The organism is Paenibacillus sp. EB106-06-01-XG199 (genome assembly GCF_058791575.1).
Genome location: NZ_JBYTDQ010000002.1, coordinates 770401 through 793264, shown reverse-complemented (window position 1 = coordinate 793264; position 22864 = coordinate 770401). Strand labels below are relative to the sequence as shown.

Annotated in this window: 19 protein-coding genes; 16 read left to right on the top strand and 3 right to left on the bottom strand. The window is 50.0% G+C overall.

Annotation, left to right across the window (positions count from 1 at the left end; translation table 11 throughout):
- The first annotated feature begins 277 nt into the window (after positions 1–277).
- The 6 genes from AC3WT9_RS09575 to mnhG are packed head-to-tail and all read left to right on the top strand — an operon-like array spanning position 278 to position 6102.
- Complete coding sequence (locus AC3WT9_RS09575; RefSeq protein WP_341378221.1) at positions 278–3163, top strand: Na+/H+ antiporter subunit A; 2886 nt, start codon at positions 278–280, stop codon at positions 3161–3163.
- On the top strand, positions 3151–3486 hold the full coding sequence (locus AC3WT9_RS09570) for a Na(+)/H(+) antiporter subunit C (protein ID WP_081966165.1): 336 nt from the start codon (positions 3151–3153) through the stop codon (positions 3484–3486). Before AC3WT9_RS09575 ends, AC3WT9_RS09570 begins: the two co-directional genes overlap by 13 nt.
- Complete coding sequence (locus AC3WT9_RS09565) at positions 3483–4958, top strand: Na+/H+ antiporter subunit D (protein ID WP_341092106.1); 1476 nt, start codon at positions 3483–3485, stop codon at positions 4956–4958. Before AC3WT9_RS09570 ends, AC3WT9_RS09565 begins: the two co-directional genes overlap by 4 nt.
- Positions 4959–4974: 16 nt before the next feature.
- On the top strand, positions 4975–5451 hold the full coding sequence (locus tag AC3WT9_RS09560) for a Na+/H+ antiporter subunit E (RefSeq protein WP_341092107.1): 477 nt from the start codon (positions 4975–4977) through the stop codon (positions 5449–5451).
- Positions 5451–5744 carry a Na(+)/H(+) antiporter subunit F1 gene (locus AC3WT9_RS09555; RefSeq protein ID WP_340899068.1) on the top strand — a complete coding sequence of 98 codons (294 nt, stop codon included), beginning with the start codon at positions 5451–5453 and terminating at the stop codon, positions 5742–5744. The genes AC3WT9_RS09560 and AC3WT9_RS09555 overlap by 1 nt, the downstream gene beginning before the upstream one ends.
- Entirely contained in the window at positions 5734–6102 is a 369-nt protein-coding gene (gene mnhG / locus AC3WT9_RS09550; RefSeq protein WP_341092110.1) for a monovalent cation/H(+) antiporter subunit G, read from the top strand. Before AC3WT9_RS09555 ends, mnhG begins: the two co-directional genes overlap by 11 nt.
- 79 nt (positions 6103–6181) lie before the next feature.
- Here the strand turns inward: mnhG and AC3WT9_RS09545 are convergent, their stop codons facing one another.
- Complete coding sequence (locus tag AC3WT9_RS09545; RefSeq protein ID WP_341378223.1) at positions 6182–6982, bottom strand: YheC/YheD family protein; 801 nt, start codon at positions 6980–6982, stop codon at positions 6182–6184.
- 165 nt (positions 6983–7147) lie between these two features.
- On the opposite strand from AC3WT9_RS09545, the gene sbnA reads away from it, so the two are divergent.
- Together sbnA and AC3WT9_RS09535 are read left to right on the top strand one after the other, a co-directional pair.
- Positions 7148–9352, top strand: a complete 2205-nt coding sequence (gene sbnA, locus AC3WT9_RS09540; RefSeq protein ID WP_341378224.1) for a 2,3-diaminopropionate biosynthesis protein SbnA — start codon at positions 7148–7150, stop codon at positions 9350–9352.
- A gap of 20 nt (positions 9353–9372) precedes the next feature.
- Complete coding sequence (locus AC3WT9_RS09535; RefSeq protein ID WP_341378225.1) at positions 9373–10338, top strand: 2,3-diaminopropionate biosynthesis protein SbnB; 966 nt, start codon at positions 9373–9375, stop codon at positions 10336–10338.
- A gap of 128 nt (positions 10339–10466) precedes the next feature.
- Here AC3WT9_RS09535 and AC3WT9_RS09530 read toward each other — a convergent pair whose 3' ends face one another.
- A complete protein-coding gene (locus tag AC3WT9_RS09530; RefSeq protein ID WP_341378226.1) occupies positions 10467–11276 on the bottom strand; it encodes a copper amine oxidase N-terminal domain-containing protein in 810 nt (269 codons plus the stop codon).
- A gap of 145 nt (positions 11277–11421) precedes the next feature.
- Here AC3WT9_RS09530 and AC3WT9_RS09525 point away from each other — a divergent pair, with 145 nt between their 5' ends.
- The 5 genes from AC3WT9_RS09525 (at position 11422) to treR (ending at position 17516) form a co-directional block, all read left to right on the top strand.
- Complete coding sequence (locus tag AC3WT9_RS09525; protein ID WP_341092121.1) at positions 11422–11757, top strand: potassium channel family protein; 336 nt, start codon at positions 11422–11424, stop codon at positions 11755–11757.
- Between the two features lie 92 nt (positions 11758–11849).
- Positions 11850–12671 carry a methyl-accepting chemotaxis protein gene (locus AC3WT9_RS09520; RefSeq protein WP_038589941.1) on the top strand — a complete coding sequence of 274 codons (822 nt, stop codon included), beginning with the start codon at positions 11850–11852 and terminating at the stop codon, positions 12669–12671.
- Between the two features lie 349 nt (positions 12672–13020).
- Entirely contained in the window at positions 13021–14721 is a 1701-nt protein-coding gene (gene treC / locus AC3WT9_RS09515) for an alpha,alpha-phosphotrehalase (RefSeq protein WP_341092123.1), read from the top strand.
- A gap of 39 nt (positions 14722–14760) precedes the next feature.
- A complete protein-coding gene (treP, locus tag AC3WT9_RS09510) occupies positions 14761–16752 on the top strand; it encodes a PTS system trehalose-specific EIIBC component (RefSeq protein ID WP_341378227.1) in 1992 nt (663 codons plus the stop codon).
- 32 nt (positions 16753–16784) lie between these two features.
- Positions 16785–17516, top strand: coding sequence for a trehalose operon repressor (gene treR, locus AC3WT9_RS09505; protein ID WP_076114387.1), 732 nt, complete (start codon positions 16785–16787; stop codon positions 17514–17516).
- Between the two features lie 446 nt (positions 17517–17962).
- On the opposite strand, the gene AC3WT9_RS09500 is transcribed toward treR, so the two are convergent.
- Positions 17963–18733, bottom strand: a complete 771-nt coding sequence (locus AC3WT9_RS09500) for a DeoR/GlpR family DNA-binding transcription regulator (RefSeq protein WP_341378229.1) — start codon at positions 18731–18733, stop codon at positions 17963–17965.
- Between the two features lie 226 nt (positions 18734–18959).
- Here AC3WT9_RS09500 and AC3WT9_RS09495 point away from each other — a divergent pair, with 226 nt between their 5' ends.
- The 3 genes from AC3WT9_RS09495 to AC3WT9_RS09485 are packed head-to-tail and all read left to right on the top strand — an operon-like array spanning position 18960 to position 22857.
- Entirely contained in the window at positions 18960–20729 is a 1770-nt protein-coding gene (locus AC3WT9_RS09495) for an L-fucose isomerase (RefSeq protein WP_341092127.1), read from the top strand.
- A gap of 23 nt (positions 20730–20752) precedes the next feature.
- Entirely contained in the window at positions 20753–22183 is a 1431-nt protein-coding gene (locus tag AC3WT9_RS09490) for a rhamnulokinase (protein WP_341092128.1), read from the top strand.
- Between the two features lie 23 nt (positions 22184–22206).
- Positions 22207–22857, top strand: a complete 651-nt coding sequence (locus tag AC3WT9_RS09485) for a class II aldolase/adducin family protein (RefSeq protein ID WP_038589957.1) — start codon at positions 22207–22209, stop codon at positions 22855–22857.
- Positions 22858–22864: the final 7 nt, after the last annotated feature.

The window sequence follows — 22864 nt, the reverse complement described above, 5'->3', positions numbered from 1 at the left end:
AAACCAAACCTAAAGATTGGATAAATATTTATGGATTATTGTTTTTATCTTTTTTCATTCGTTCGAACGGGGCTTTACAGTTTCTTGCGCTGACTGTATAATTATCAGTAATTGTATACGGAATCAAACGGAGGAGCCTGCCAAAAGCGGGCTCTTTTCGTGTTTTTTACTGGGAAAATAAGTTAATTATCAATACCTGAGAATTGTAAAGAATGAATGGATACAACCGCAATAGCAGAAAACTAGAGAATGAATAAAAGAGGAGGAGTGCTGGACCGTGCTGCATCTTGTAATTTTACTTCCATTTTTGCTTGCTGCATTTATTCCGCTTACTAAATATTTGCCGCGTTTTCATGTGGGCTGGATTGTTCTGCCCTTGCCTGCAGCGCTATTTCTCTACTTCCTGACAAGAATCCCAAGTATTCAAGCAGGATCAAATCTAATGACAAGCTTCTCCTGGATGCCTTCACTTGGAGTCGATATTACACTTTACCTGGATGGACTCAGCCTGTTGTTTGTTTTGCTGATTACCGGAATGGGCGCTCTGGTGGTACTCTATTCCATTTATTATCTGAGTAAGCACAGCGAAGGGATTCGCCAATTCTACGTGTACCTGCTGATGTTTATGGGGGCGATGCTGGGTGTTGTGCTGTCAGATAATCTGATGGTTCTATACGGATTCTGGGAGCTCACGAGTATTTCTTCATTCCTGCTGATTGCTTTCTGGCACCGCCGGGAAAGATCGCGTTACGGTGCGATGAAGTCAATGCTCATTACGGTGTTTGGCGGTCTGGCTATGTTTGCCGGATTTAATCTGTTATACGTCATGACTGGAACTTATAGTATCCGGGAAATTGTAGCTGTAGCCGGATCTTTGCCGGGCCAGTCCATGTTTATCCCGGCGATGCTGCTAATCCTGCTGGGAGCGTTCACGAAATCCGCCCAATTTCCATTTCATATCTGGCTGCCTGATGCGATGGAAGCACCGACACCGGTCAGCGCCTATCTTCATTCGGCTACAATGGTTAAGGCGGGAATCTATTTGGTTGCACGGCTCACCCCTATTTTTGCAGGTCAATCCGGGTGGTTCTGGCTGGTTTCGCTCACAGGAATGGTCACACTGATCTATGGGGCATTTAAAGCGATTAAGCAAAGCGATCTCAAAGGCTTACTTGCGTACTCTACCATCAGCCAGCTTGGTCTGATTATGTCTCTGCTGGGACTAGGTTCGGCGGCTTCCTTTTTTGCCGGGAAGGAAGAAGCTGTTTTCTATACTATGGCTACTACAGCGGCCCTCTTTCATCTCCTGAATCATGCTGTTTTTAAAGGCAGCTTGTTTATGGTTGTCGGAATTATTGACCATGAAACGGGTACCCGGGATCTCCGCAAGCTGGGGGGGCTGATGTCGCTCATGCCCATTACTTTCTCGGTCGCATTGATCGGCGCATTCTCCATGGCAGGCTTGCCGCCGTTCAGCGGGTTCCTCAGTAAAGAAATGTTCTTTACCGCTATGCTGAATATCCGTGAGTTCGACATACTGAATACTGGCTCCTGGATGGGGATTTTTCCGGTAGCCGCCTGGCTTGCCAGTGTGTTTACCTTTGTGTACAGCATGATTCTCGTCTTTAAGACCTTTGGGGGTGAACTCCAGAAGGCTAAACTGGATAAAATGCCGCATGAAGCGCCGCTTGGACTTCTGCTGTCACCAGTGATGCTGGTCTCCCTTGCTGTAGTCTTTGCTTTCTTTCCTGAGCTTGTTTCTAATTCGCTGATTAAGCCGGCCATGGCGTCGATCCATAACGGAGTATTGGCGCCTAAAGATACGTTCGAGGTCTCGATTCATTTCTGGCATGGCTGGACACCGGAGATATTTATGACCATAGGTGTTATCGCTGCCGGTGTGCTGTTATACCGAAGCTACAGCCGGTTGCGGGTCTTGGACCGTAAGCCAAGCGGACGGATTACGCTCACCCATCTCTATGATGGGAGCCTTCAATATGATGGGAGCCTTCAATTGTTGGAGCGGGGCTCAAAACGTCTGACCAATGCTTATATGACCGGCTCCAACCGTCATTATTTGCTATATATTTTCAGCTTCTTTATTATCGCGTTGCTTGCCGCTCTAATTGGACAACCGGGTATCAGCTTCGGCATGGAGCATTATGCGCCACTATCCATTTATGAGACAGCTGTAATAGCTGTTATGCTGCTTGCGGCATTCGCGGTGCCGTTTGCCAAATCACGGGTCAGTGCGATTTTATTCACTGGCTGTGTCGGCTATATGGTAACACTATTGTTCGTCATCTTCCGGGCGCCTGATCTCGCGCTTACGCAAATGATGATAGAGACAGTGTCGGTCATTCTCTTCCTTCTCTGCTTCAGATATCTTCCGAAGCTGAAGAAGGAGAAGGAGCGCCTGCGGTTTAAGCTGCCGAACTTGATTATCGCCCTTGGTGTGGGTATCACCACAACTTTAATTGCTTTGGCGGCGATGGGGAGCAGTCCCTTTGAACCGATATCCGAGTATTTTCTGAAGGAAAGCTACAATTTAGCCGGCGGTAAAAATGTAGTCAACGTCATTCTGGTGGATTTCCGCGGCTTTGATACCTTGTTTGAAATTATGGTGCTCGGTATCGCCTCAATGGCCATCTATGGCTTGATTCATTTAAGAATGGAACCCGGTCAGACTGAAGCCGGAAAAGTCCATTCTGGAAACTCAGCCTTACGGCTGCGGAGTAATGATGTGATCCTGCAGACCATGTCCAAGGGAATTGTCCTCATTATACTTACGTTCTCCTTGTATTTGTTCTTTGCGGGCCACAACCATCCGGGGGGAGGCTTTATTGGAGCGCTGATGACTTCCGCCGCGCTTGTTCTGATGGCTGTCGCTTTTGGCATGGATACGGTCCGTAAGGTTCTTCCGGTGAACTACCGCCTGATTACGGGAGTCGGATTGCTGATCGCGATTGTTACGGCATCAGGTTCTTTCATATTTAATGCACCGTTTCTGAGTCATGCCTTTGGTCATTTTCAATTGCCTATACTCGGGGATACAGAGCTTGCGACTGCGGTTCTGTTTGACCTGGGTGTGTATTTGGCCGTAGTGGGTGTAACCATGAACATCATATTATCAATCGGGGGGGATAAACAATGGAACTCATAATGGCGGTGGCTGTAGGGATTTTATTTACAATTGGTGTCTATCTGATTCTGTCCAAAAGTCTGCTGCGCATTGTGCTGGGAACTTCCCTGCTGACACATGGCGTCCATCTGCTGCTCCTCACAATGGCCGGACTCAAAAAAGGCGCTGCACCTGTGCTGGGAGACAATGCGGAGACTTATGTCGATCCCCTGCCGCAGGCGCTGATCTTAACCTCCATTGTGATCAGCTTTGGAGTTACTGCGTTCTATTTTGTTCTGGCCTACCGTTCCTACCAGACACTGGGTACGGATGAAATCGACAGTATCAAGGAGGAGAAGGAATGAGCAATCTGTTGGTGCTGCCGATTCTGATCCCCCTATGTACAGCGGTGATCCTGATCTTCCTGAAAGAAAGAATCCGGCTCCAGCGCTGGATTAGCTCCGCCAGCGGATTACTGAATATCGTCATTGCTGCTGTTCTGGTCTCACGCGTTCACGATCAGGGTATACAAACCCTGCAGATGGGGGGATGGTCCCCGCCTTACGGCATTGTGTTCGTTGGCGATATGTTGGCTTCATTGCTGCTGCTGACGGCTTCGTTGGCCAGCTTTGCCATATTGCTCTACTCCTTCCGCAGTATAGGTGAGGAGCGGGAGCGCTTTTACTACTATACCTTCTTTCATTTCTTGCTCGTAGGGGTATACGGTTCCTTCCTTACAGGGGACATCTTTAATCTGTTCGTCTTCTTCGAGGTGATGCTCATTTCTTCCTACGCGCTTATTTCTATTGGCGGGACGAAGCTCCAGCTCCGGGAGACGTCCAAATATTTGTTGATAAACATCGTATCCTCCACACTGTTCGTGGCGGCGGTAGCTTATCTCTATGCAGCAGTGGGCACGCTCAACATGGCCCATTTGTCCCAGCGTATTGCTGAAGCGGGGCAAGGCGGTGTACTTAATGTAATAGCCATTTTGTTTCTGATTGTATTTTCTTTAAAGGCCGGACTCTTTCTGTTTTATTGGCTGCCTGGGTCGTATAGTGCACCTCCGGCGGCGGTCAGAGCTTTGTTTGGCGCTTTGTTGACTAAAGTGGGCTTGTATGCAATTATTCGCACATTTACCCTCCTGTTTGTAAACGATCCGGGCTTTACCCAGCCTTGGATAGCCTGGATGGCGGCGGCTACAATGATTCTGGGCGGATTGGGAGCTGTGGCCTATCAGGACATTCCCCGTATTCTTAATTACAATGTCATCATCAGCGTTGGTTTTGTCGCTTTTGGCCTGGCAGTTGGGACACCTGATTCTCTGAACGGGGCGGTATTCTATTTGCTCCATGATATGCTGGCGAAAGCACTGATGTTTATTCTCGGAGGAATGATCATCTCTGCCGCAGGAACGGAACACTTGAAGAACATGGGGGGGATGATCAGAAAGTACCCCTTGCTCGGCTGGATGTTTTTTATACTGGCGCTTGCGCTTGTGGGAATTCCTCCGCTCAGCGGTTTTGCCGGCAAGGTTCTGATCATTCGCGGAGGGTTGGATAACGGCATGTTGACCTTGTCTCTGATTGGTCTGGCGTCAAGCTTTCTTGTACTGTATTCCTTGATGAAGGTGTTCAGACTGGCATTTTGGGGAAATGAACCGGAGACAGAATTGCCAAAGGTCAACTTAAAAAGCGCTTCGGCCGTTGCTGCCGGACTGCTTGTTCTTGTTATTGCAATGGGTATTGGGGCGGAGTGGGTATACACCTATGTATCGCAGGCCGGAGATATCTTAGTCTCACCCGGGCTTTATATTGAAGCTGTAATGAAGCTGTAATGAAGGAGTAGAGGAGATGGCTTTGCAAATACTATTCAACCTGATGATTGCTTTCATGTGGATGCTGCTGAATAACAACAGTTCGGGCTCAAGCTTTATCGTGGGGTATGTGCTTGGAATATTCATTCTGCTGATCCTGCGGAAGTCATGGACACAGCCCTTCTATCTCAAACGAGTATGGGCAATGCTGAAGCTGCTGCTGATATTTATCCGCGAGCTGGTGGTGTCGAGCTTTGTGGTGATTGGTCATATCGTTCGTCCAAAGCTGGCTATACGTCCCGGTATTTTTGCTTATGAGACCACCTTAACGTCCGCGTGGGAAATCACTTTATTATCCTGTTTGATTTGCCTGACACCGGGAACACTGACACTTGATGTTTCGGGAGATGGAAAGATCCTGTACATCCATGCCATTGATATTGAAGATGCACAGCTGCTTACCGAGCAGATCAGAGGCACTTTTGAGCAAGCCATTATGGAGGTGACCCGCTGATGAGTCTGACTTTGTTAACCGCAGCGCTGATTATATTATCGGTGGCTATGCTGGCCTGTCTGTACCGTCTGCTTAAAGGACCGACCCGTTCTGACCGGGTTGCCGCGCTGGATACGATAGGCATCCATGTGCTGGCTATGATTGCGGTAGTCTCTATGCTGCTGGATACACAGGATTTTCTTGAGATTATTCTGGTGATCGGCATTCTTACTTTTATAGGAACGACGGCGCTGGCCAGATATATTGAACGGGGCATTGTATTTGAAGAGGGAGGTGACAGGCATGACCGGTGAGTTGTTCAGTTCGATTCTGGTGCTGCTAGGCGCCGTATTCTGCGGTCTGAGCGCATTCGGTTTGGTCCGGCTGCCCGATGTGTACCTGCGTTCACATGCCGCTACCAAAAGCGCAACACTTGGGGTGCTCTGTGTGCTGAGCGGAGCGTTTGTCTACTTCCTGTTTCACGATGGAACGGTCAGCTATAAGCTGCTGCTTGCTATCGTCTTTGTATTTATTACCTCTCCGGTAGCAGGCCATTTAAACGGCAGATCAGCCTACCGGTCAGGAGTCCCGCTATGGGAAGGCAGCATTCAGGATGACCTGAAGCCCTCCATGGAAGAGGATCAGGTGCAGTCTGTAGAACAAGACCGCTGACAGGAGCAGGCGAGCTGTGGAAGAGCAGCTCCACAATTCGCCGAATCCGGCTGTTTTGTTCCGCAGACAACCCCGCAGGTTACACCACACCCTGTTTAGATTTCATACACTTCAGATTATATGTGCGGCCGTAGGCGTTAGCGTATTTGACGATCCGTTTAATCATGCTTTTGTCCTTCAACTTGGTAAACGGACAGGGATCGGGGGAAGTATTCACTTCCAGAATCCAGGGCTTGAGACGCCGGTCCAAGGCAATGTCCACGCCGATTTCCTGGAGGGCGGGAAAGGTTGTGCTTAGCTGCTTGGCGGACTTCACACCCATTTCCTTGAGGGCCGAGATCAATGCTTTACGCTTCTCCAGGCTGGTGTAGGCATTCAACAATACTTCAACCGGATAAATCGTCCCCCCCTGGCTCCCGTTAGTAACAACCTTCCGGGGATGCGCTACGCGTCCTGCAACCCCTGTAGCTTCCCACCCACCCTTAAGATTTCGCTGCACCATCACCCGGATATCGAAGGGGCGGCCCTCATGAACCAAAAGCCGGATCCCTTTCTGCACTAAATAGGACTTCCCCTGGGTCTCCTTTAAGATTGCGCGATAAGCCGTGTCGTAATCCGGGAAGCTGCGTACATTCGTACCCGCCTGATAGCTGTATTGAATCCGCTCCTTCCGGGCGGTCTTTTCCATCCGCATCACACCTATCCCCAAGGAACCGCAGCATGGCTTAATGTAGACCATATTATATTTTTGCAGCATCTCATGAAGCGTGCTTTGATCCATTTTTCTCGTTATCGGGATGTATGTCCTTAATTCTCGGCTTCGCGCCATCACCTTTGTCTTCGTCAGCTTATTGGATATATGCCTTATTTGCTTCTTCATCTTGTCCCTCCGTCTCTATAGTTCCATAGGCTATATTACGGAAATGTTCAGTTTTTGACTGGGCATCTGCACAGCAATAGAACACACCCGGAGAATTCTACATAAGATTATTGCAGGTGTTTATCTAATGAGGCTGCAGCATGCGGCCAATAGGAGGCGGCGAAGATGCTGCTCGGCAATTTGCAGGATAAGGTTCTGGAAGTCACCGGGGTTTTTCCTTGGTACAAGCGGATGATCGGTGGGGAGAAGACGAGTTATAGCCTACAGAACCTTCCGCTTATGACGTCGGAGATTCTGGATACCCATTATTATACCCAAGATAGTGACCCTTCTCTGGCCGTATACCGGACGTCGGGCACAAGCACGGGCCGCCGAAAAGCGATATTCTACTCAGAGGAAGACGATAAAAACTACATTGATATCAAAACAAAGCTGTTCGGTGAGCTGCTTGCGGGAAGCGGCTGCACAAGAGCTTTGGCGGACATGGGTACCGGACATGCAGCGAACACGGCCCTGTCCATATTTGAGCGGCTGGGACTCGAAAAGAGTTCAATACCCTTTGATCTTCCCATCGAACAGCACATTGAACGGCTGCAAGCCTTTAAGCCTGAGCTGCTGTATACGATGCCTTCCATCCTTGACCATATCGTATATGCCGCCGGAAATCCGCGCGACTTCGGCATCCGCAAGATCATTCTGGTCGGGGAAATCGCCACACTGGGATGGCAGCGGAATATGGCGCGCCTGTTCGGTCTTGATCCACGGGACATCGTCGATACTTATGGCTCCATTGAAATGGGCACAATTGCTTATTACTCTCATGAGCTAGGTAGGTACATCCTTGCCGACGGGATTTTTGCGGAAGGGCTCGGGACGGAGGCGTTAGGCGGGGATTTAAGGCCGCTGGGTAAAAATGAAAGTATTCTGGTTCTTACCTCAACTGTCCGCAAGATGATGCCAGCCATTCGTTTTGTTACCTATGATGTGGTAAGGGATTTCAGACCTGTGATGATAGGCGGTGTGGAAAAGCAGAGCTTTGCCTCAATCGTCAAACGGGTGGGCCGGGAACTGAAGCATGGAGAAAAAATTAGCCTGTACGATATCGAACAGGTTGTATACCGTCATATAGAAGATGCTATCATCCGGGTGAAGGTAAGGAACAATGCGCTGACCATTTATATCAAAAGTAAATCTGCAGTTAACTCCACGGCTCCGGCAATCAGGGAGGAAATCAGAGAGTGCATTCCGGAAATCGGCATGATGATTCGGAATCATCTGCTTGACGATATTGAAGTCTTTATAGTGGCCAATGGCGAGACGCTGGAGAGCGGGCAGGTAAAGAACAAAAAGCTATATTACCAGAAAGATAAAGACAGGGCAGAGATGAACTTGAGTGGCGGCATACTGTCGACCATCGGAAATACGCCCTTAATCAAGCTGAGCAACCTGTTCCAGAACAGCGGGTTTGAGGTCTACGCCAAAATGGAGCTGCTGAATCCGGGCGGAAGTGCGAAGGACCGTCCTGCCCTGCGGATGATCCAGGAGGCTTGGAAGGAAGGTAGAATAAGGCCTGGAACTGTCATTATTGAATCGAGTTCGGGGAATATGGCGATTAGCCTGGCAATGATTTGCAAATATTTGGGGCTGCGGTTTATCAGCGTTATCGACCCCCGGACAACCGAAACGAATATTCAGATCCTGAAGGCATTGGATGCAAAAATCGACTATGTCGCCGAACCAGACCCGGAAACAGGCGAGTTTCTCCCTGCCAGGCTCACACGCGTACAGCAGCTATTGGCAGAGATACCCGGCAGCTTTTGGCCGAATCAGTATGGAAACGCAAATAATTATCTGGCCCACTACCATACGACCATGAAAGAGATCGTGACCGAGCTTGGCCGGGTGGATTATTTATTTTGCAGTGTCAGTACATGCGGCACGATCAGGGGGCTGGCGGAATACGCAAGGGATCATGGGCTAAAGACCAAGATCGTGGCTGTCGACGCGGAGGGCAGCGTTATTTTTGGCGGAAATAAGGGCAGCCGGCGTTTCCCCGGACTGGGTGCCGGCATTGTGCCGCTTTTCTGCAGAAAAGACCTAATCGACCATATCGTGTATGTTTCGGACTGGGAGATCGTAAAAGGCTGCCGGGCGCTCTCGCAGAATGAATCGATCCTGGCCGGTGCATCCTCCGGAGGGATTATTGCCGCCGTCAAGCGTATGGAGCAAGAAATAACTCCGGGATCCCGTTGCGCGGTCATTCTGCATGACAAGGGAGAACGTTACCTCGATACCGTATATTCGGACTCATGGATTCAGAACCAGTTCGGCCGGAAGCTCTCGTCTGAAGATGGAGATGTCCCTAACTAAATGCAAAAGGAGCCAGTGGTATGCTGTACTTAAACGACCAGGATATCCAGGCGATAGGCCTTGAGTGGGCTGACCTTGTGGAGTCCGCAGAAGCTACGGTGCGCATTCTTGATTCCGGTGATTACGCACAGCCAGTTAAGCCTTATCTAAGGTATAACCATCCTCAAAACCGGATTATTGCAATGCCCGCGTATGTAGGAGGAGACGTGAATGCGGCCGGGATCAAGTGGATTTCCAGCTTCCCGGATAATATCGGAGCCGGTCTTCCCCGCGCGCATAGCGTCATCATATTGAATGATCCCCATACAGGCCAGCCTTCAGCCGTTCTGAACTCGCCGCTGCCCAGCATTGTCAGGACAGCTTCCATCAGCGGGCTGATGATCCGTCACTTTATGCAGGCACGGCCGCTGGAAGAGATTCAGCTTGGCATTATCGGCTGGGGGCCGATTGGGCAGCATCATTTTCAAATGGCAATGGCTCTGTACGGTGATCGAATAGAACGTATCCGCATCTTCGATCTAAGGGGAGCCGATCTGTCAGGAATTCCGCCCTGTTACAGGGACAGGATTGAAGTGGCAGAGACGTGGGCAGACGTCTATCTGAAGTCCAATATCTTCATCACCTGTACCGTATCCGATCACCGCTACATCGATCTTCCCCCTGCAAAAGGTTGTCTTCTGCTGAATGTTTCTCTGCGTGATTATAAGCCGGAGGCGGTAGCTTCGGTGAAAGCTGTCATTGTCGACGATTGGGATGAAGTGTGCCGCGAGAATACAGACATCGAGCGGCTCCATCTGGAACAGGGGCTGACCCGTACCGGCACCCGTAAAATTAGCGACGTCGTCTGCCGAAGCGGCCTGACTGAATTCGCCGAAGATGAGCCGGTCTTTTTCTGCCCGATGGGGATGGCTGTCTTCGATATTGCAACAGCGGTATATTATGTGAAGAAGGCCAGGGAGAAAGGGATTGGGACTGAGCTTGAGTAAGGTGGGGGCAATTTCCTCTGCGCAAGGATCATGTAATACAGCTTATCACCGCTCGATACATGATGTGGTAGATCTAACACAAACAGCGCGAGCCAATGGATACTGGCACGCGCTGTTTTTATTCTATTCTATTCTGTAAATAATCTTGCCACCGTAATAATATAGTTAACTTCTTTTTGAGGAAAGTTTTGTGATATAGATACATTACCATTTACATTAACTTCCCGAATGGCCGGATAAACTGGACGACTATAAGAGTCGCTAGCAAAGCCTCCATAATTAGCCCCAAAAGAAACAAGTGGATGAATGTCAGCCTTACCCTTAGGATTACTTTCACCGGTTATGTTTGTTGCATTTATGGTGAGCTGAAATGTGTTATTGCTTTTATTAGTTATTGCAAAGTCATTGATTCTAAATGCTCCATCTGCATTGTTGCTGTACAGATCGTTCCCGTCAAAATTTTTAAAGGGGTCCCCTACAAGTATTCGACCATCGTCCAAAGTCAGAATGTTTGCCTTGTTATCCCAGTGGCTCTTTAATTCTGCTTGATCTAAAAAAATTCGTATTGGCAGAAACATAGCACCGTTTTTTAGTACAGGTTTTGTATCCATCACAACAGTTTGTCCGTCCATCTGAGCATTTTTTGAATCTATCAAAAATACAAACTCATGATCTAGCCAGTGAAGCCGGGCCACTTTCGCCGAGCCAGAGTAAGAAATTTTCCCACCAAATAAATCTTCAAAAGTCCGCAAAGGTACCAATAACCGATTATTTTCATCAACGAGCGGCGGGGCAGGTTTGGTGTATAAAACAAAAAACTTTCCCACTTTTAGATTTACCTTAGATTTTACAGGTAGGGGAGCTGCTGACACATGTCCAAACTCATTAAATGAAACTAAGAGCAAAGCACAAAATAATACCGTAAAGAAACGCTTCACGATCTATCACCTTAATATTGTTTTATTTTACATTATTTAGACGTGGTTCTGCTAATTGGGGTGCAGCAGAACTATACTTTCTTCAGCTAGCCGATTATACTGAATTATAAAATTCACAATTTGAAATAGTCGAAAGGTGCTGCCCATGTTATCATTTTTGCTTACGCTTAAGCGTCTGATGACCGGCTTATGGCGGGCGCTCAAGCTTAAGAATTTTCAGGCATTGCTCGTATTGGTGGTCATCACGCTGACCTCCGGAACCATTTTTTATGTCAAAGAGGAAGGACTTTCTGTGATTGACGCGATCTATTTTTGCGTAGCCACGCTTAGTACAATCGGACATCCTACCTTTGTTCCGCAAACCACTTTAGGGAAAACTTTTACTATTGTCTACATCATCGTTGGCACCGGGTTATTCCTGGGGATGATCGGCTATATCGCTTACTTCTTGATCAAACAAACGGACAAGGAAAGCGATTGATCCGCAGGAAACAGAACAGAATAAATTCTTCTTAATTTATGAACTGTATGTGACGATAATAATTAAAAACATTCACATTTAGGAGATGCATCATGGATAATTTGACCGCACTTGTATTGGCCGCACCAATGATTAAGCAAATCCACGCACAGGACATTATGATTGGGATTACGGATAAGGAGATTTTTCATTACTACGCACCCAGCAAGGTACTCGATTTTGGCCTGACCAAGGGAAGTCCTGTTCCGGAGGATGACCCGTCACTCGGAAACGCCCTTGCAGGTCGTGCTACGACGAATCGTCTGTCTGCCGAGTTGTACGGTGCGACTGTAATCTCCTCGGCAGTGCCGATTTACGGGGATGAAGGGGAGATTATCGGAGCATTTGCGATTGCTTATACGCTTGAGAACGAAGACAAAATGGAACAGCTGACGGATAGTATCAACCAGATCAGCGGCCAATTGATGGATATGGTCCAGAACGTTGCTGCACAGTCCGAGGAGCTGTCAGCTACGACGGCCCAAATTCTGGAGAATTCGCGTAAGACGGTTGAGGAGTCAAAGCAGGTGAACAAGGTGGCCGGCTTTATCCGTGAAATCTCGGAACAGACAAACCTGCTTGGCCTGAACGCAGCGATTGAAGCGGCCCGCGTAGGGGAGCAAGGTGCAGGTTTCGGTGTAGTAGCTACAGAAGTGCGCAAGCTTTCCGTCAACACAAAGGAAGCGACGAAGACGATCGAAGATTCACTCAGCACTGTGCAGCATTCCATTCTGCAGATGGAACAAGAAATTGAAGCCATTGCGGATTCTTCCTCTGCACAGGCCGAATTGGTCACCCAGTTCAGCGAGCTTATTGAGCGCCTGAATGAGACCAGCAGTGAGATGGAAAAGTTCATTTCATCGATTCTTCAATAAGCTCGGAAAAATTGAATGCAACTGTGAAAGCCCCGCAAATTAGGACACTTATTTGCGGGGCTTTTTGTTATGAAGAAGTCCAAATGCGGTCTCTCCTGTTCAGGCAGAAGGTATTATTGACAATTACTTGTTAATAAATGGCCTATCTAGTTTAAGTAAGTGACATAGCTGTATTTCATGGTGGCATGCACGCCTGTGTTGCATCATGGTGAAATAGAGGCATTTTCAGGTTTGACAACCTGTATATACAGGTGTACAATCCATCTTGTATATACAGGTTGAAGAGAAGTGAAGTGAGCTAAACACATAATGGCTGAAAAGGCTACATACAACTAGGAGGGACAAATAGATGGCAAATATACCTGAACAACAATGGTGGCGGAAATCAACGGTGTATCAGGTCTATCCGAAAAGCTTCAAGGATACGACCGGGAGCGGGACAGGTGATATAAAAGGTTTGACCCGGAAGCTGGATTATTTGCAGGACCTGGGCATTGATATCGTTTGGCTGCAGCCTGTTTATGTCTCCCCGCAAAATGATAACGGTTACGATGTCGCAGATTACCGGCGGATTGACCCGGCTTTTGGAACGATGGAGGACTTCGATGAGCTGATGCATGAGCTTAAGAAGCGCGGCATGCATCTAATGACAGATATTGTGGTCAACCATTCCTCAACAGAGCATCCCTGGTTTCAGGAAGCCCGCAAATCGAAGGACAATGCTTACCGCAATTATTATATCTGGAAAGATGCGGCACCGGACGGCGGCCCTCCCAACAACTGGCAGTCTAAGTTTGGCGGACCTGCATGGCAGTGGGAGGAGACAACGGGCCAGTATTTTTTGACACTGTTTGATAAGACACAGGCCGATCTGAACTGGGAGAACGAGCAAGTTCGGCAGGAAGTGGCCGACCTGATGATTTTTTGGGCGGAGAAGGGAGTCAGCGGATTCCGTATGGATGTTATCAACCTGATCTCTAAGGATCAGGGGTTTCCGGAGGATGACGGTAGTATTTCACCCGGCGACGGACGGCGTTACTATACGGACGGACCTCGGGTGCATGAATACATCAAGGAGCTGTATGCCAAGGTCTTTGGTCCATACAATCTTGTAACTGTAGGAGAGATGTCTTCAACTACACTTGCGCACTGTATCCGCTATTCTAATCAGGAGGAGAAGGAATTCTCCATGACCTTTAACTTCCACCATTTGAAAGTGGACTACCGGAACGGGCAGAAGTGGGAACTGAAGCCTTACGATTTCGAGGAATTGAAGCAGCTATTCACGAAATGGCAGTCCGGTATGCAGCGGGGAGGGGGCTGGAACGCGCTCTTCTGGAACAACCATGATCAGCCGCGGGCCTTGTCCCGGTTTGCGGACGACGGAATCTACCGGGTGGAGAGTGCCAAGATGCTGGCGACGACGCTCCACGGGCTGCAGGGTACACCCTATGTGTACCAGGGTGAAGAGATCGGTATGGCAAATCCGAAATGGCTGGACATTGGTGAGTTCAACGACATCGAATCCACCAATATGTTCAAGATCCTGCAGGAAAGAGGCCTGTCAGCGGATGAAGCACTTGCCATCATCCGGGAACGCTCCCGCGATAATTCGCGGACACCGATGCAGTGGGATGAGACAGCGAATGCCGGATTTACCACCGGGACCCCATGGCTGAGGGTGGATGAGAGTTACAAGGAGATCAACGTTAGCGCACAGCTTGGAGATCCGACTTCCATCCTGGCTCATTACCGTAAGCTGATCCGTCTGCGCAAGCAGGAAGAGGTGCTTACCAACGGACGTTATGTCCGGCTTGATGAGGCTCATCCTCAGATTTACGCCTATGCCCGGATTAATGAAACCGAAGTACTGGTCGTCGTATCCAATTTCAGCGGTGAACATGCAGTATTTACTGCTGCCGAAGTGTTCTGGGAGACGGTCAAGGGCAAGGAAGCAGAACTGCTGATCGGAAATACCCCGCAGACCCCAGCATGGGGCCAGACGGTTGAGCTATCACCTTATGCATCCTACATGTGGATTATCCGTTAACAGCACGAATATAACCTAACTAAATTAAGGAGTGAGAACATGGCGATTAACCGGCAAAACGTGGAGCAGATCGTACAGGCCATAGGCGGAAAAGACAATATTGAAGCAGCCACGCACTGTGTCACAAGGCTGAGATTTGCCTTGAAAGACGAGGGAAAGGTTGATATCTCTGCGCTGGAACGGAATGATCTGGTGAAAGGGCACTTTTCTTCCCAAGGCCAATTTCAAGTGATTATCGGTCCGGGACTGGTGGACAAAGTATATGAAGAAATGATCGACATTACCGGTGGTGCCCGTTCTTCGAAAGACGAGGTAAAGACGGCAGCCAGCAAACACCAGAATCCGCTGCAGCAGGCGATCAAGACACTTGCGGATATCTTTATTCCGATCCTCCCGGCCATTGTGATGGCAGGTCTGCTGCTTGGGATCAACAACATTCTGACGGGTCCCGGCATCTTTTTCGACGAACGCTCCTTGGTGGATGTGTATCCGCAATGGAAGGACATCGCTTCGATTATCAATACGATTGCCAGTACGGCCTTTACCTTCCTGCCCGCACTTATTGGATGGTCGGCAGTAACCCGGTTCGGCGGCAGTCCGCTGCTGGGGATTGTGCTCGGTCTTATCCTGGTTCATCCTGATCTGCTCAGTGCATACGGATATGCGGATGCCAAGCTGGAAGGTACGGTTCCAGTCTGGAATTTATCCGGCTGGGAAGTTAACAAGATCGGCTATCAGGGACAGGTGCTCCCGGTGCTGGTCTCCGCTTATCTGCTCGCCCGGCTGGAGCGCTGGCTTAACAAGCGGGTGCATGATTCCATCAAGCTGCTGGTCGTGGCACCGGTAGCGCTGCTGGTTACAGGATTTCTGGCGTTTACGGTTATCGGTCCGGTTACATTCATGATTGCCAATGCTATTACAACGGGACTGGTCAACATCTTTGGCTCCTTCCCGGCGCTGGGAGGACTCATTTATGGGGGGCTGTACGCACTGCTGGTTATTACCGGCATGCACCATACGTTCCTTGCTGTGGATATTCAGCTGATCGGTTCCGAAGGAGGAACCTTCCTCTGGCCGATGCTGGCGTTGTCCAACATTGCACAGGGTGCAGCCGCACTCGGCATGCTGTTCGTGGCCAAGCAGGAGAAGACGAAAGGTCTGGCCGTGACCTCTTCCATTTCTGCCTTCCTGGGGGTTACAGAACCGGCGATCTTCGGGGTTAACATCCGTTATAAGTATCCGTTTATCTTCGGGATGATCGGTTCGGGTCTGGCGGGCATACTGCTGGCACTCAACAATGTACTGGCATCCTCCATCGGGGTCGGCGGGATTCCCGGCTTCCTGTCCATCTTCCCGAATCAATGGGGAATCTTCTTTGTCGGCATGGCCATCGTATTAATCATTCCTTTCGGAGCTACCGTATTGTTCGGCAAGATCCGCGGCCGGGGAGGCGAAGAACCGGATAATAACGCAAAGGCGGATAACGTCCAGGCGACAACTCCGGCTTCCCTTCCTCCGATGATTCAAGAGAAGGCTGGAAGCAAAGAATCAGCAGCGAATGTTCTGGAAATCGTCTCGCCGGTGAGAGGACAGATTGTACCGCTGGAAGAAGTGCCGGACCCGGCCTTCGCCGAGCGGCAAATGGGTAAAGGAGTGGCAGTAAATCCGTCCGAAGGAAAAGTGTATGCTCCATTTGACGCTACTGTCGCCCATGTCATCAAGAGCAAGCACGCGATGATTCTGGAGCATGCTACGGGAGTGCAGATTCTGATTCATATCGGCATCAATACCGTTTCGATGAAAGGCAGCGGATTTACGGCTCATGCCGCCACTGGAGATCAAGTCAAGGCGGGTCAGCTGCTGCTTGAATTCGACCGGGATGCTATTACCGCAGCAGGATACCCGCTGACTTCACCGGTTATCGTGCCTGACGGGCAGGATATCATCGAACGGGTAGAGGAGCTGATCCCTAGTTCAAATCCTGTTCATGGGCAGGCGGTTCCTGTTCTAAAGATCTATCTTAAAGGTTAACAATCGTGGTACTATGGGCATGGTGATTAAGGATGAATAAGAATATATATCTTCATATTTATAATGATTATTCGGCCCGGATTCAGTCCGGTCAGCTCCCTGCCGGCAAGAAGCTGCCCTCGGAAAGCGAGCTTGCTGAAGCTTACGGAACTTCAAGGGAGACGGTGCGCAAGGCTTTGCTTATGCTCTCTCAGAACGGCTATATCCATAAGATTAAGGGCAAAGGTTCCTTTGTACTCGATACCCAGCGGATGAACTTCCCCGTTTCCGGATTGGTCAGCTTCAAGGAAGTGTCCAAAAACCTGGGCCGTTCCGTACGTACCATTGTATATGAGAACGGCTGTGTGCCCAGTACATCCGAGGAGGAACGGCGTCTTCAGATGAAGGAGCCGGGCCCGCTTTGGAAGGTAGTTCGTGCCCGGGAGATTGATGGGGAGAAGATCATCCTGGATAAGGATTATTTTCTAACCTCCTATGTACCGTCTCTCACTGCTGAAACCGCCGGGAATTCGATCTATGCGTATTTGGAAGGAGAACTTCATCTCACTATCAGCTACGCCAAAAAGGAGATCTCTGTGGAAGAAGCCACACCGGAGGATAAGCTTTTGCTTGATTTGCACGATTATCAGCATATTGTCGTAGTCCGCAACTATGTGCATCTGGTGGACACTAAGCTGTTCCAGTATACCGAATCGCGGCACCGGCTGGATAAGTTTCAGTTCGTAGACTTTGCCCGGCGGGCTCAGAGCGAAAGTGATTTGTAGTATAGACAGCTAGAATGGAAGTTTGTTTTTTAAAATATAATAATTTATATGCTCACGCTATAAATTATCCTTCTATTTCTCGCTGAAACGGATACCGTCCTTTTGAGGACGGCGAAGCCGTTCCCACTTGGAAAAAATCGGGTGAGATTCCTCCGTCAAAGAGGGATTGCACCCGATTTTTTGTATGAAGAAGGGAATCTGGATTATGATTGATAGAACGAAAGTTGAGTAGAAGCTTTAAGCGGGTAGAATCCGGGAGGTGAATTGTTAATAGAAAGCGCATACAAAAGTTCAGTCCATTTTCTTGAACACAGCCCATAACAGCCCAATCTAGCATAAGCCTACAGCCAGGAGGACAAAGGGGAGCCACTGCGGGCCGGCTGCACCCGTTATATTTATTTAGACCATTCGCGGGTTCACCCCCCTTTCCGGGTAGAGATTGTAGGCTATTCTGTGGGGCTATAGACCAGTGAAATCTGATGCTCCTTGAAAAAATCAATCCATTCCTCCGAAGGCTTGCGGTCAGTCACAAGGTAATCCACTTTGTCAAAGCTGAACAATTTGATGAAGGCAATACGGTCGAATTTGGAATGGTCCACAAGCAGGATCACCTTGCTCGCCTGTTGCTGCATCAGAACCTTTAGCTCGCTTTCTGCTTCATTGGAATCACTCAGCCCGCCTGTCATAGACAGAGCTTTGCAGCTGAACAAGGCGACGTCCACATTGTACTTTTGTAGGGTATAGGAGGCAGTCGGTCCGACAAAGGAGTTCGTCTCGGCACCCAGAACACCACCGGTAGAGATCAGCTTGTGGCCGGAATGCTGGAACTCGGACAGGACTACCAGTGAATTGGTGATCACCGTCAGATTTTGTTTAACATCGGTTATTTTCCTTAAGGCTTCAAAAGCGGTCGAACTGGTGTCTGTCATCAGGCTGTCGCCATCATTGATCAGTCCCAGCACGTTGTCGGCGATCATCTGCTTCTCGTCAAGATGGACTGAATGCCGGAGGGAGTAGGCGGGATCTTCATTGGTGTGAACATTCAGAACCGCTCCGCCATAGCTTTTCTTGGCAATTCCTTCTTTATCCAGCTTGTCGAGATCTCTTCTTATCGTTTCTTCGGAGACTCCGAAATCCTGTGCCAGATCAGCAACATGGACTTTCTTATAGCGGTGCAGCTTGTTGATAATATATTCCCGGCGTTCAAAAGCTCTCATGTAGTTCCTCCTGCATTAAAACATCTATAAGGCTAGTGTACTACAATTCACTTCAGAAATAAAAGGATATTCCACATTTATTAGCGATCAACAAAATAAAATCCACAAAAAGTCACATATATGTGTGGTTTTTTGTTGACATTCCATTTCTCAGATTTTATGATGAAGCAGATGAAAGCGATATATTTAGTTTATAAACCCATTACCTTTGAGGAGGTTGTTCAGTATGGCAGTAAAGTATCCGGCAATCGGCATTCGTCCAACGATCGACGGCAGAAGGCGCGGTGTGCGCGAATCGTTAGAGCTTCAGACTATGGGAATGGCACAACGGGTAGCTGATTTTTTGCAGGAGAATTTGCGTTATCCTGATGGATCGCCCGTGGAATGCGTCATTGCGGATTCTACTATTGGCGGAGTCAGTGAAGCTTCGGCTGCACGTTCGAAGTTCTCCGGAGCAAATGTGGGGGTATCCATTACAGTAACTCCTTGCTGGTGCTACGGCTCAGAAACGATGGATATGGATGCGGCAATTCCCCATGCGGTATGGGGGTTCAATGGCACGGAAAGACCCGGTGCTGTTTATCTTGCCGCAGTTCTGTCGGCATACGCCCAGAAGGGAATTCCGGCCTTCGGGATCTATGGGGAGGATGTGCAGGACTCCGGAAGTGAAGATATTCCGGCCGATGTTCAGGCCAAGCTGCTCCGGTTTGCCAAATCGGCGTTGGCCGCAGCCATTATGAAGAGCCGCTCCTATTTATCCATGGGTTCCGTTTCCATGGGGATCGCCGGTTCCATCGTGAATGACCAATTCTTCCAGGAGTATTTGGGCATGCGCAATGAATATATCGACATGTCCGAGTTCGTGCGCCGCTTCGAAGAGGAAATCTACGATCCGCAGGAATTTGCGCGGGCCTTGAAATGGACCAAGGAGAACTGTCAGATAGGGCCTGACAACAACCCAGCCCATCTGCAGGTCAGCGAAGAAGAGAAGGAGAAGCAGTGGGAGACCTGTGTCAAGATGGCCCTAATCGGACGTGACCTCATGATCGGTAATCCTGTGCTTGCGGAGCTTGGCTTTGAAGAAGAAGCGCAGGGACATAATGCCATTGCTGCAGGCTTTCAAGGGCAACGCCAGTGGACCGACCATTTCCCGAATGGCGACTTTATGGAGACGATCCTGAATTCCTCTTTTGACTGGAACGGCAAACGGGCACCTTATATTCTGGCTACCGAAAATGACAGTCTGAACGGCGTGACGATGCTGTTTAATTATCTGCTGACGAATACGGCGCAAATATTCGCTGATGTCCGCACGTACTGGAGTCCGGCAGCCGTGAAGCGTGTGACCGGCTACGAGCTGGAAGGCGCTGCTGCGAATGGCCTGCTTCACTTGATCAACTCCGGTTCGGCCGCGCTCGACGGAACCGGTCAGCAATCCCTCGAAGGCAAGCCGGCGATCAAGCCCTTCTGGGACATTACGGAAGAAGAAGTGGCTGCCTCGCTTAAGGAGACCTTCTTCCGACCTGCCTCGCAGGAATATTTCCGCGGCGGCGGTTTCTCTACCGACTACTTGACCAAAGGCGGCATGCCTGTCACGATGGCGCGGCTTAACCTCGTCAAAGGCTTGGGACCCGTTCTGCAGCTGGTGGAAGGTTATACCGCTGAGCTTCCCGGAGAGGTTCACCGCCAGTTGGATGAACGCACCGATCCGACCTGGCCGACCACCTGGTTTGCTCCAATCCTTACCGGAACCGGCTCGTTCAAATCGGTCTATGATGTGATGAACAATTGGGGAGCCAATCATGGAGCCATCAGCTACGGCCATATTGGAGCCGATCTGATCACACTTGCTTCAATACTGCGTATTCCAGTCAGTATGCATAACGTCGACGAATCACAGATCTTTAGACCGCGTGTGTGGTCGCTGTTTGGAACAGACAGCCTGGAGGATGCCGATTACCGGGCATGCCGTAATTTCGGTCCGCTGTATCATTGACAGAACTTAGGCAGGTGGTTTCGATGAGTGAGTTCAAAAGAGTGCTGGCCGTGGATCTTGGAGCCAGCTCCGGCAGAGTGATCCTGGGAACTTATGACGGCAGCCGCATTGTCACCGAGGAGCTTCACCGGTTTGCCAATACGCCGCTGCACATCGGCGGGGATTTGCACTGGAACGTGCTGGAGCTGTTTCAGGAAATCAAGCAGGGGATCAGGCTGGCCTGCAGCAAATACGGGGAGCTGCTTAGTCTCAGTGTGGACACCTGGGGTGTGGATTACGGCGTGCTGGATCAGGACGGAATGCTGCTGTATCCGCCTCATCATTACAGAGATCAGCGGATGCGGGAATACCGCCTCAAGCTGGAAGAGCTGCTGCCGCCGGGGGAACAATTCCGCCTGACCGGCAACCAGCCGGACCCCATCAACACAGTGTATCAGCTGTTTGCTGATGTTCAGCGGAATCCTGAACTGCAGGCAAATGCTAGCCGTATCTTAATGATGCCGGATTTATTTCATTATTTATTATCAGGAACAGCCGCCGCCGAGAGGACGATCCTCAGCACCAGCGGCCTCATGAAGGCCGGCACGGCAGAACTCTCATCCGAGGTGTTCAGCAGACTGGGAATTTCTCCGGCGCTGATTGCCGAGAGGGTGGATGCCGGGACAGTTATCGGCTCCCTGCTTCCCGGCCTCCGCAAGGAATTCGGAGGCAGTGCCCTGCAGATCATTGCCGGCGCTTCACATGATACGGCTTCAGCGGTTGCTTCGATTCCTTATCGTGACAAGGAGCATGCCGCATTTATCAGCTGCGGCACCTGGTCGCTGGTGGGAATTGAAACGGAGCAGCCCGTGCTTACAGAGCGCTGTTACCGTTACGGCTTCACCAATGAGAGCTGCTATGGCGGAGGCAACCGGCTGCTGAAGAATATTACGGGTCTTTGGCTGCTGCAGGAAACCCAAAGAGCCTGGGCGGAAGCCGGTGTGACCCTTAGCTTCGGGGAAATGGTCGAGCTGGCCGAAAGCGAGCAGGCTGTGCAAGGTCTGATCAATCCGGGTGATCCGCTGTTCAGCACCCCGGGAGATATCCCCGGACGTATTGCGGAATATTGCCGCAGCACCGGACAGCCGGTGCCGGATAGCAAAGGTGCAGTCGTACGGCTCATTCTAGTGAGCCTCGCCGAGGCGTACCGCAAGGCGATCGCGGAGCTGGAGGAGCTCACCGGCAAAACGATCCATACCGTGCATATGGTTGGCGGCGGTATCCAGAACCGGCTGCTGTGCCAGCTGACGGCGGATGCGGCCGGGAAAGAAGTGACCGCCGGTCCGGTCGAAGCAAGTGCAATCGGGAACGTTATCGTGCAGCTCACGGCGCTTGGCTTGCTGGATTACAGCCGGGCGGGGGAAGTGGCCGCCGCTTCCGGAAGTCTTGCCGTGTACCGGCCTGTTCAAGAATGACTATACAAAGAGGAGAAATGACAATGGATGAAATGGAACGGAAATTACGACTGCAGATTTGTGACATCGGGAGAAACCTGTTCAATAAAGATTATATTGCCGCCAATGACGGCAATATTTCAGCAAGGTTGAATGAACACGAAGTATTGGCCACCCCTACCGGTGTAAGCAAAGGATATCTGGAGCCGGATATTCTGGTGAAAGTTAATCTTCAGGGTGAAATTCTGGAGGCTCAGGAGGGCTACCGCCCTTCGACAGAGGTGAAAATGCATCTGCGGATCTACCGGGAGCTTCCCGGCATCCATGGTGTCGTTCACGCACATCCGCCATTTGCCACTGCCTTTGCCATCAAGGGAGAAGCACTGGATAAGATGATGATGCCGGAATCGGTCATTGCCATGGGCGAGATCCCTCTGGCCCCGTACGGTACGCCTTCCACTGAGGAGGTTCCTGATTCGATTATGCCCTTCCTCGGCAAGAAATCCGCTGTGCTGCTGGAAAGCCACGGGGCTTTGTCCTGGGGAAAGGATGTAATGGCGGCTTACATGAATATGGAGAGATTGGAGTATACAGCGAAGCTCACCTTTCTGACCCGCATGATCCAAGGGGAGCGTGAGCTGCCGGCAGACCGGATCGAGCAGCTGGTAGCACTTAGATCATTTTACGGAATGTAAAGGAGAT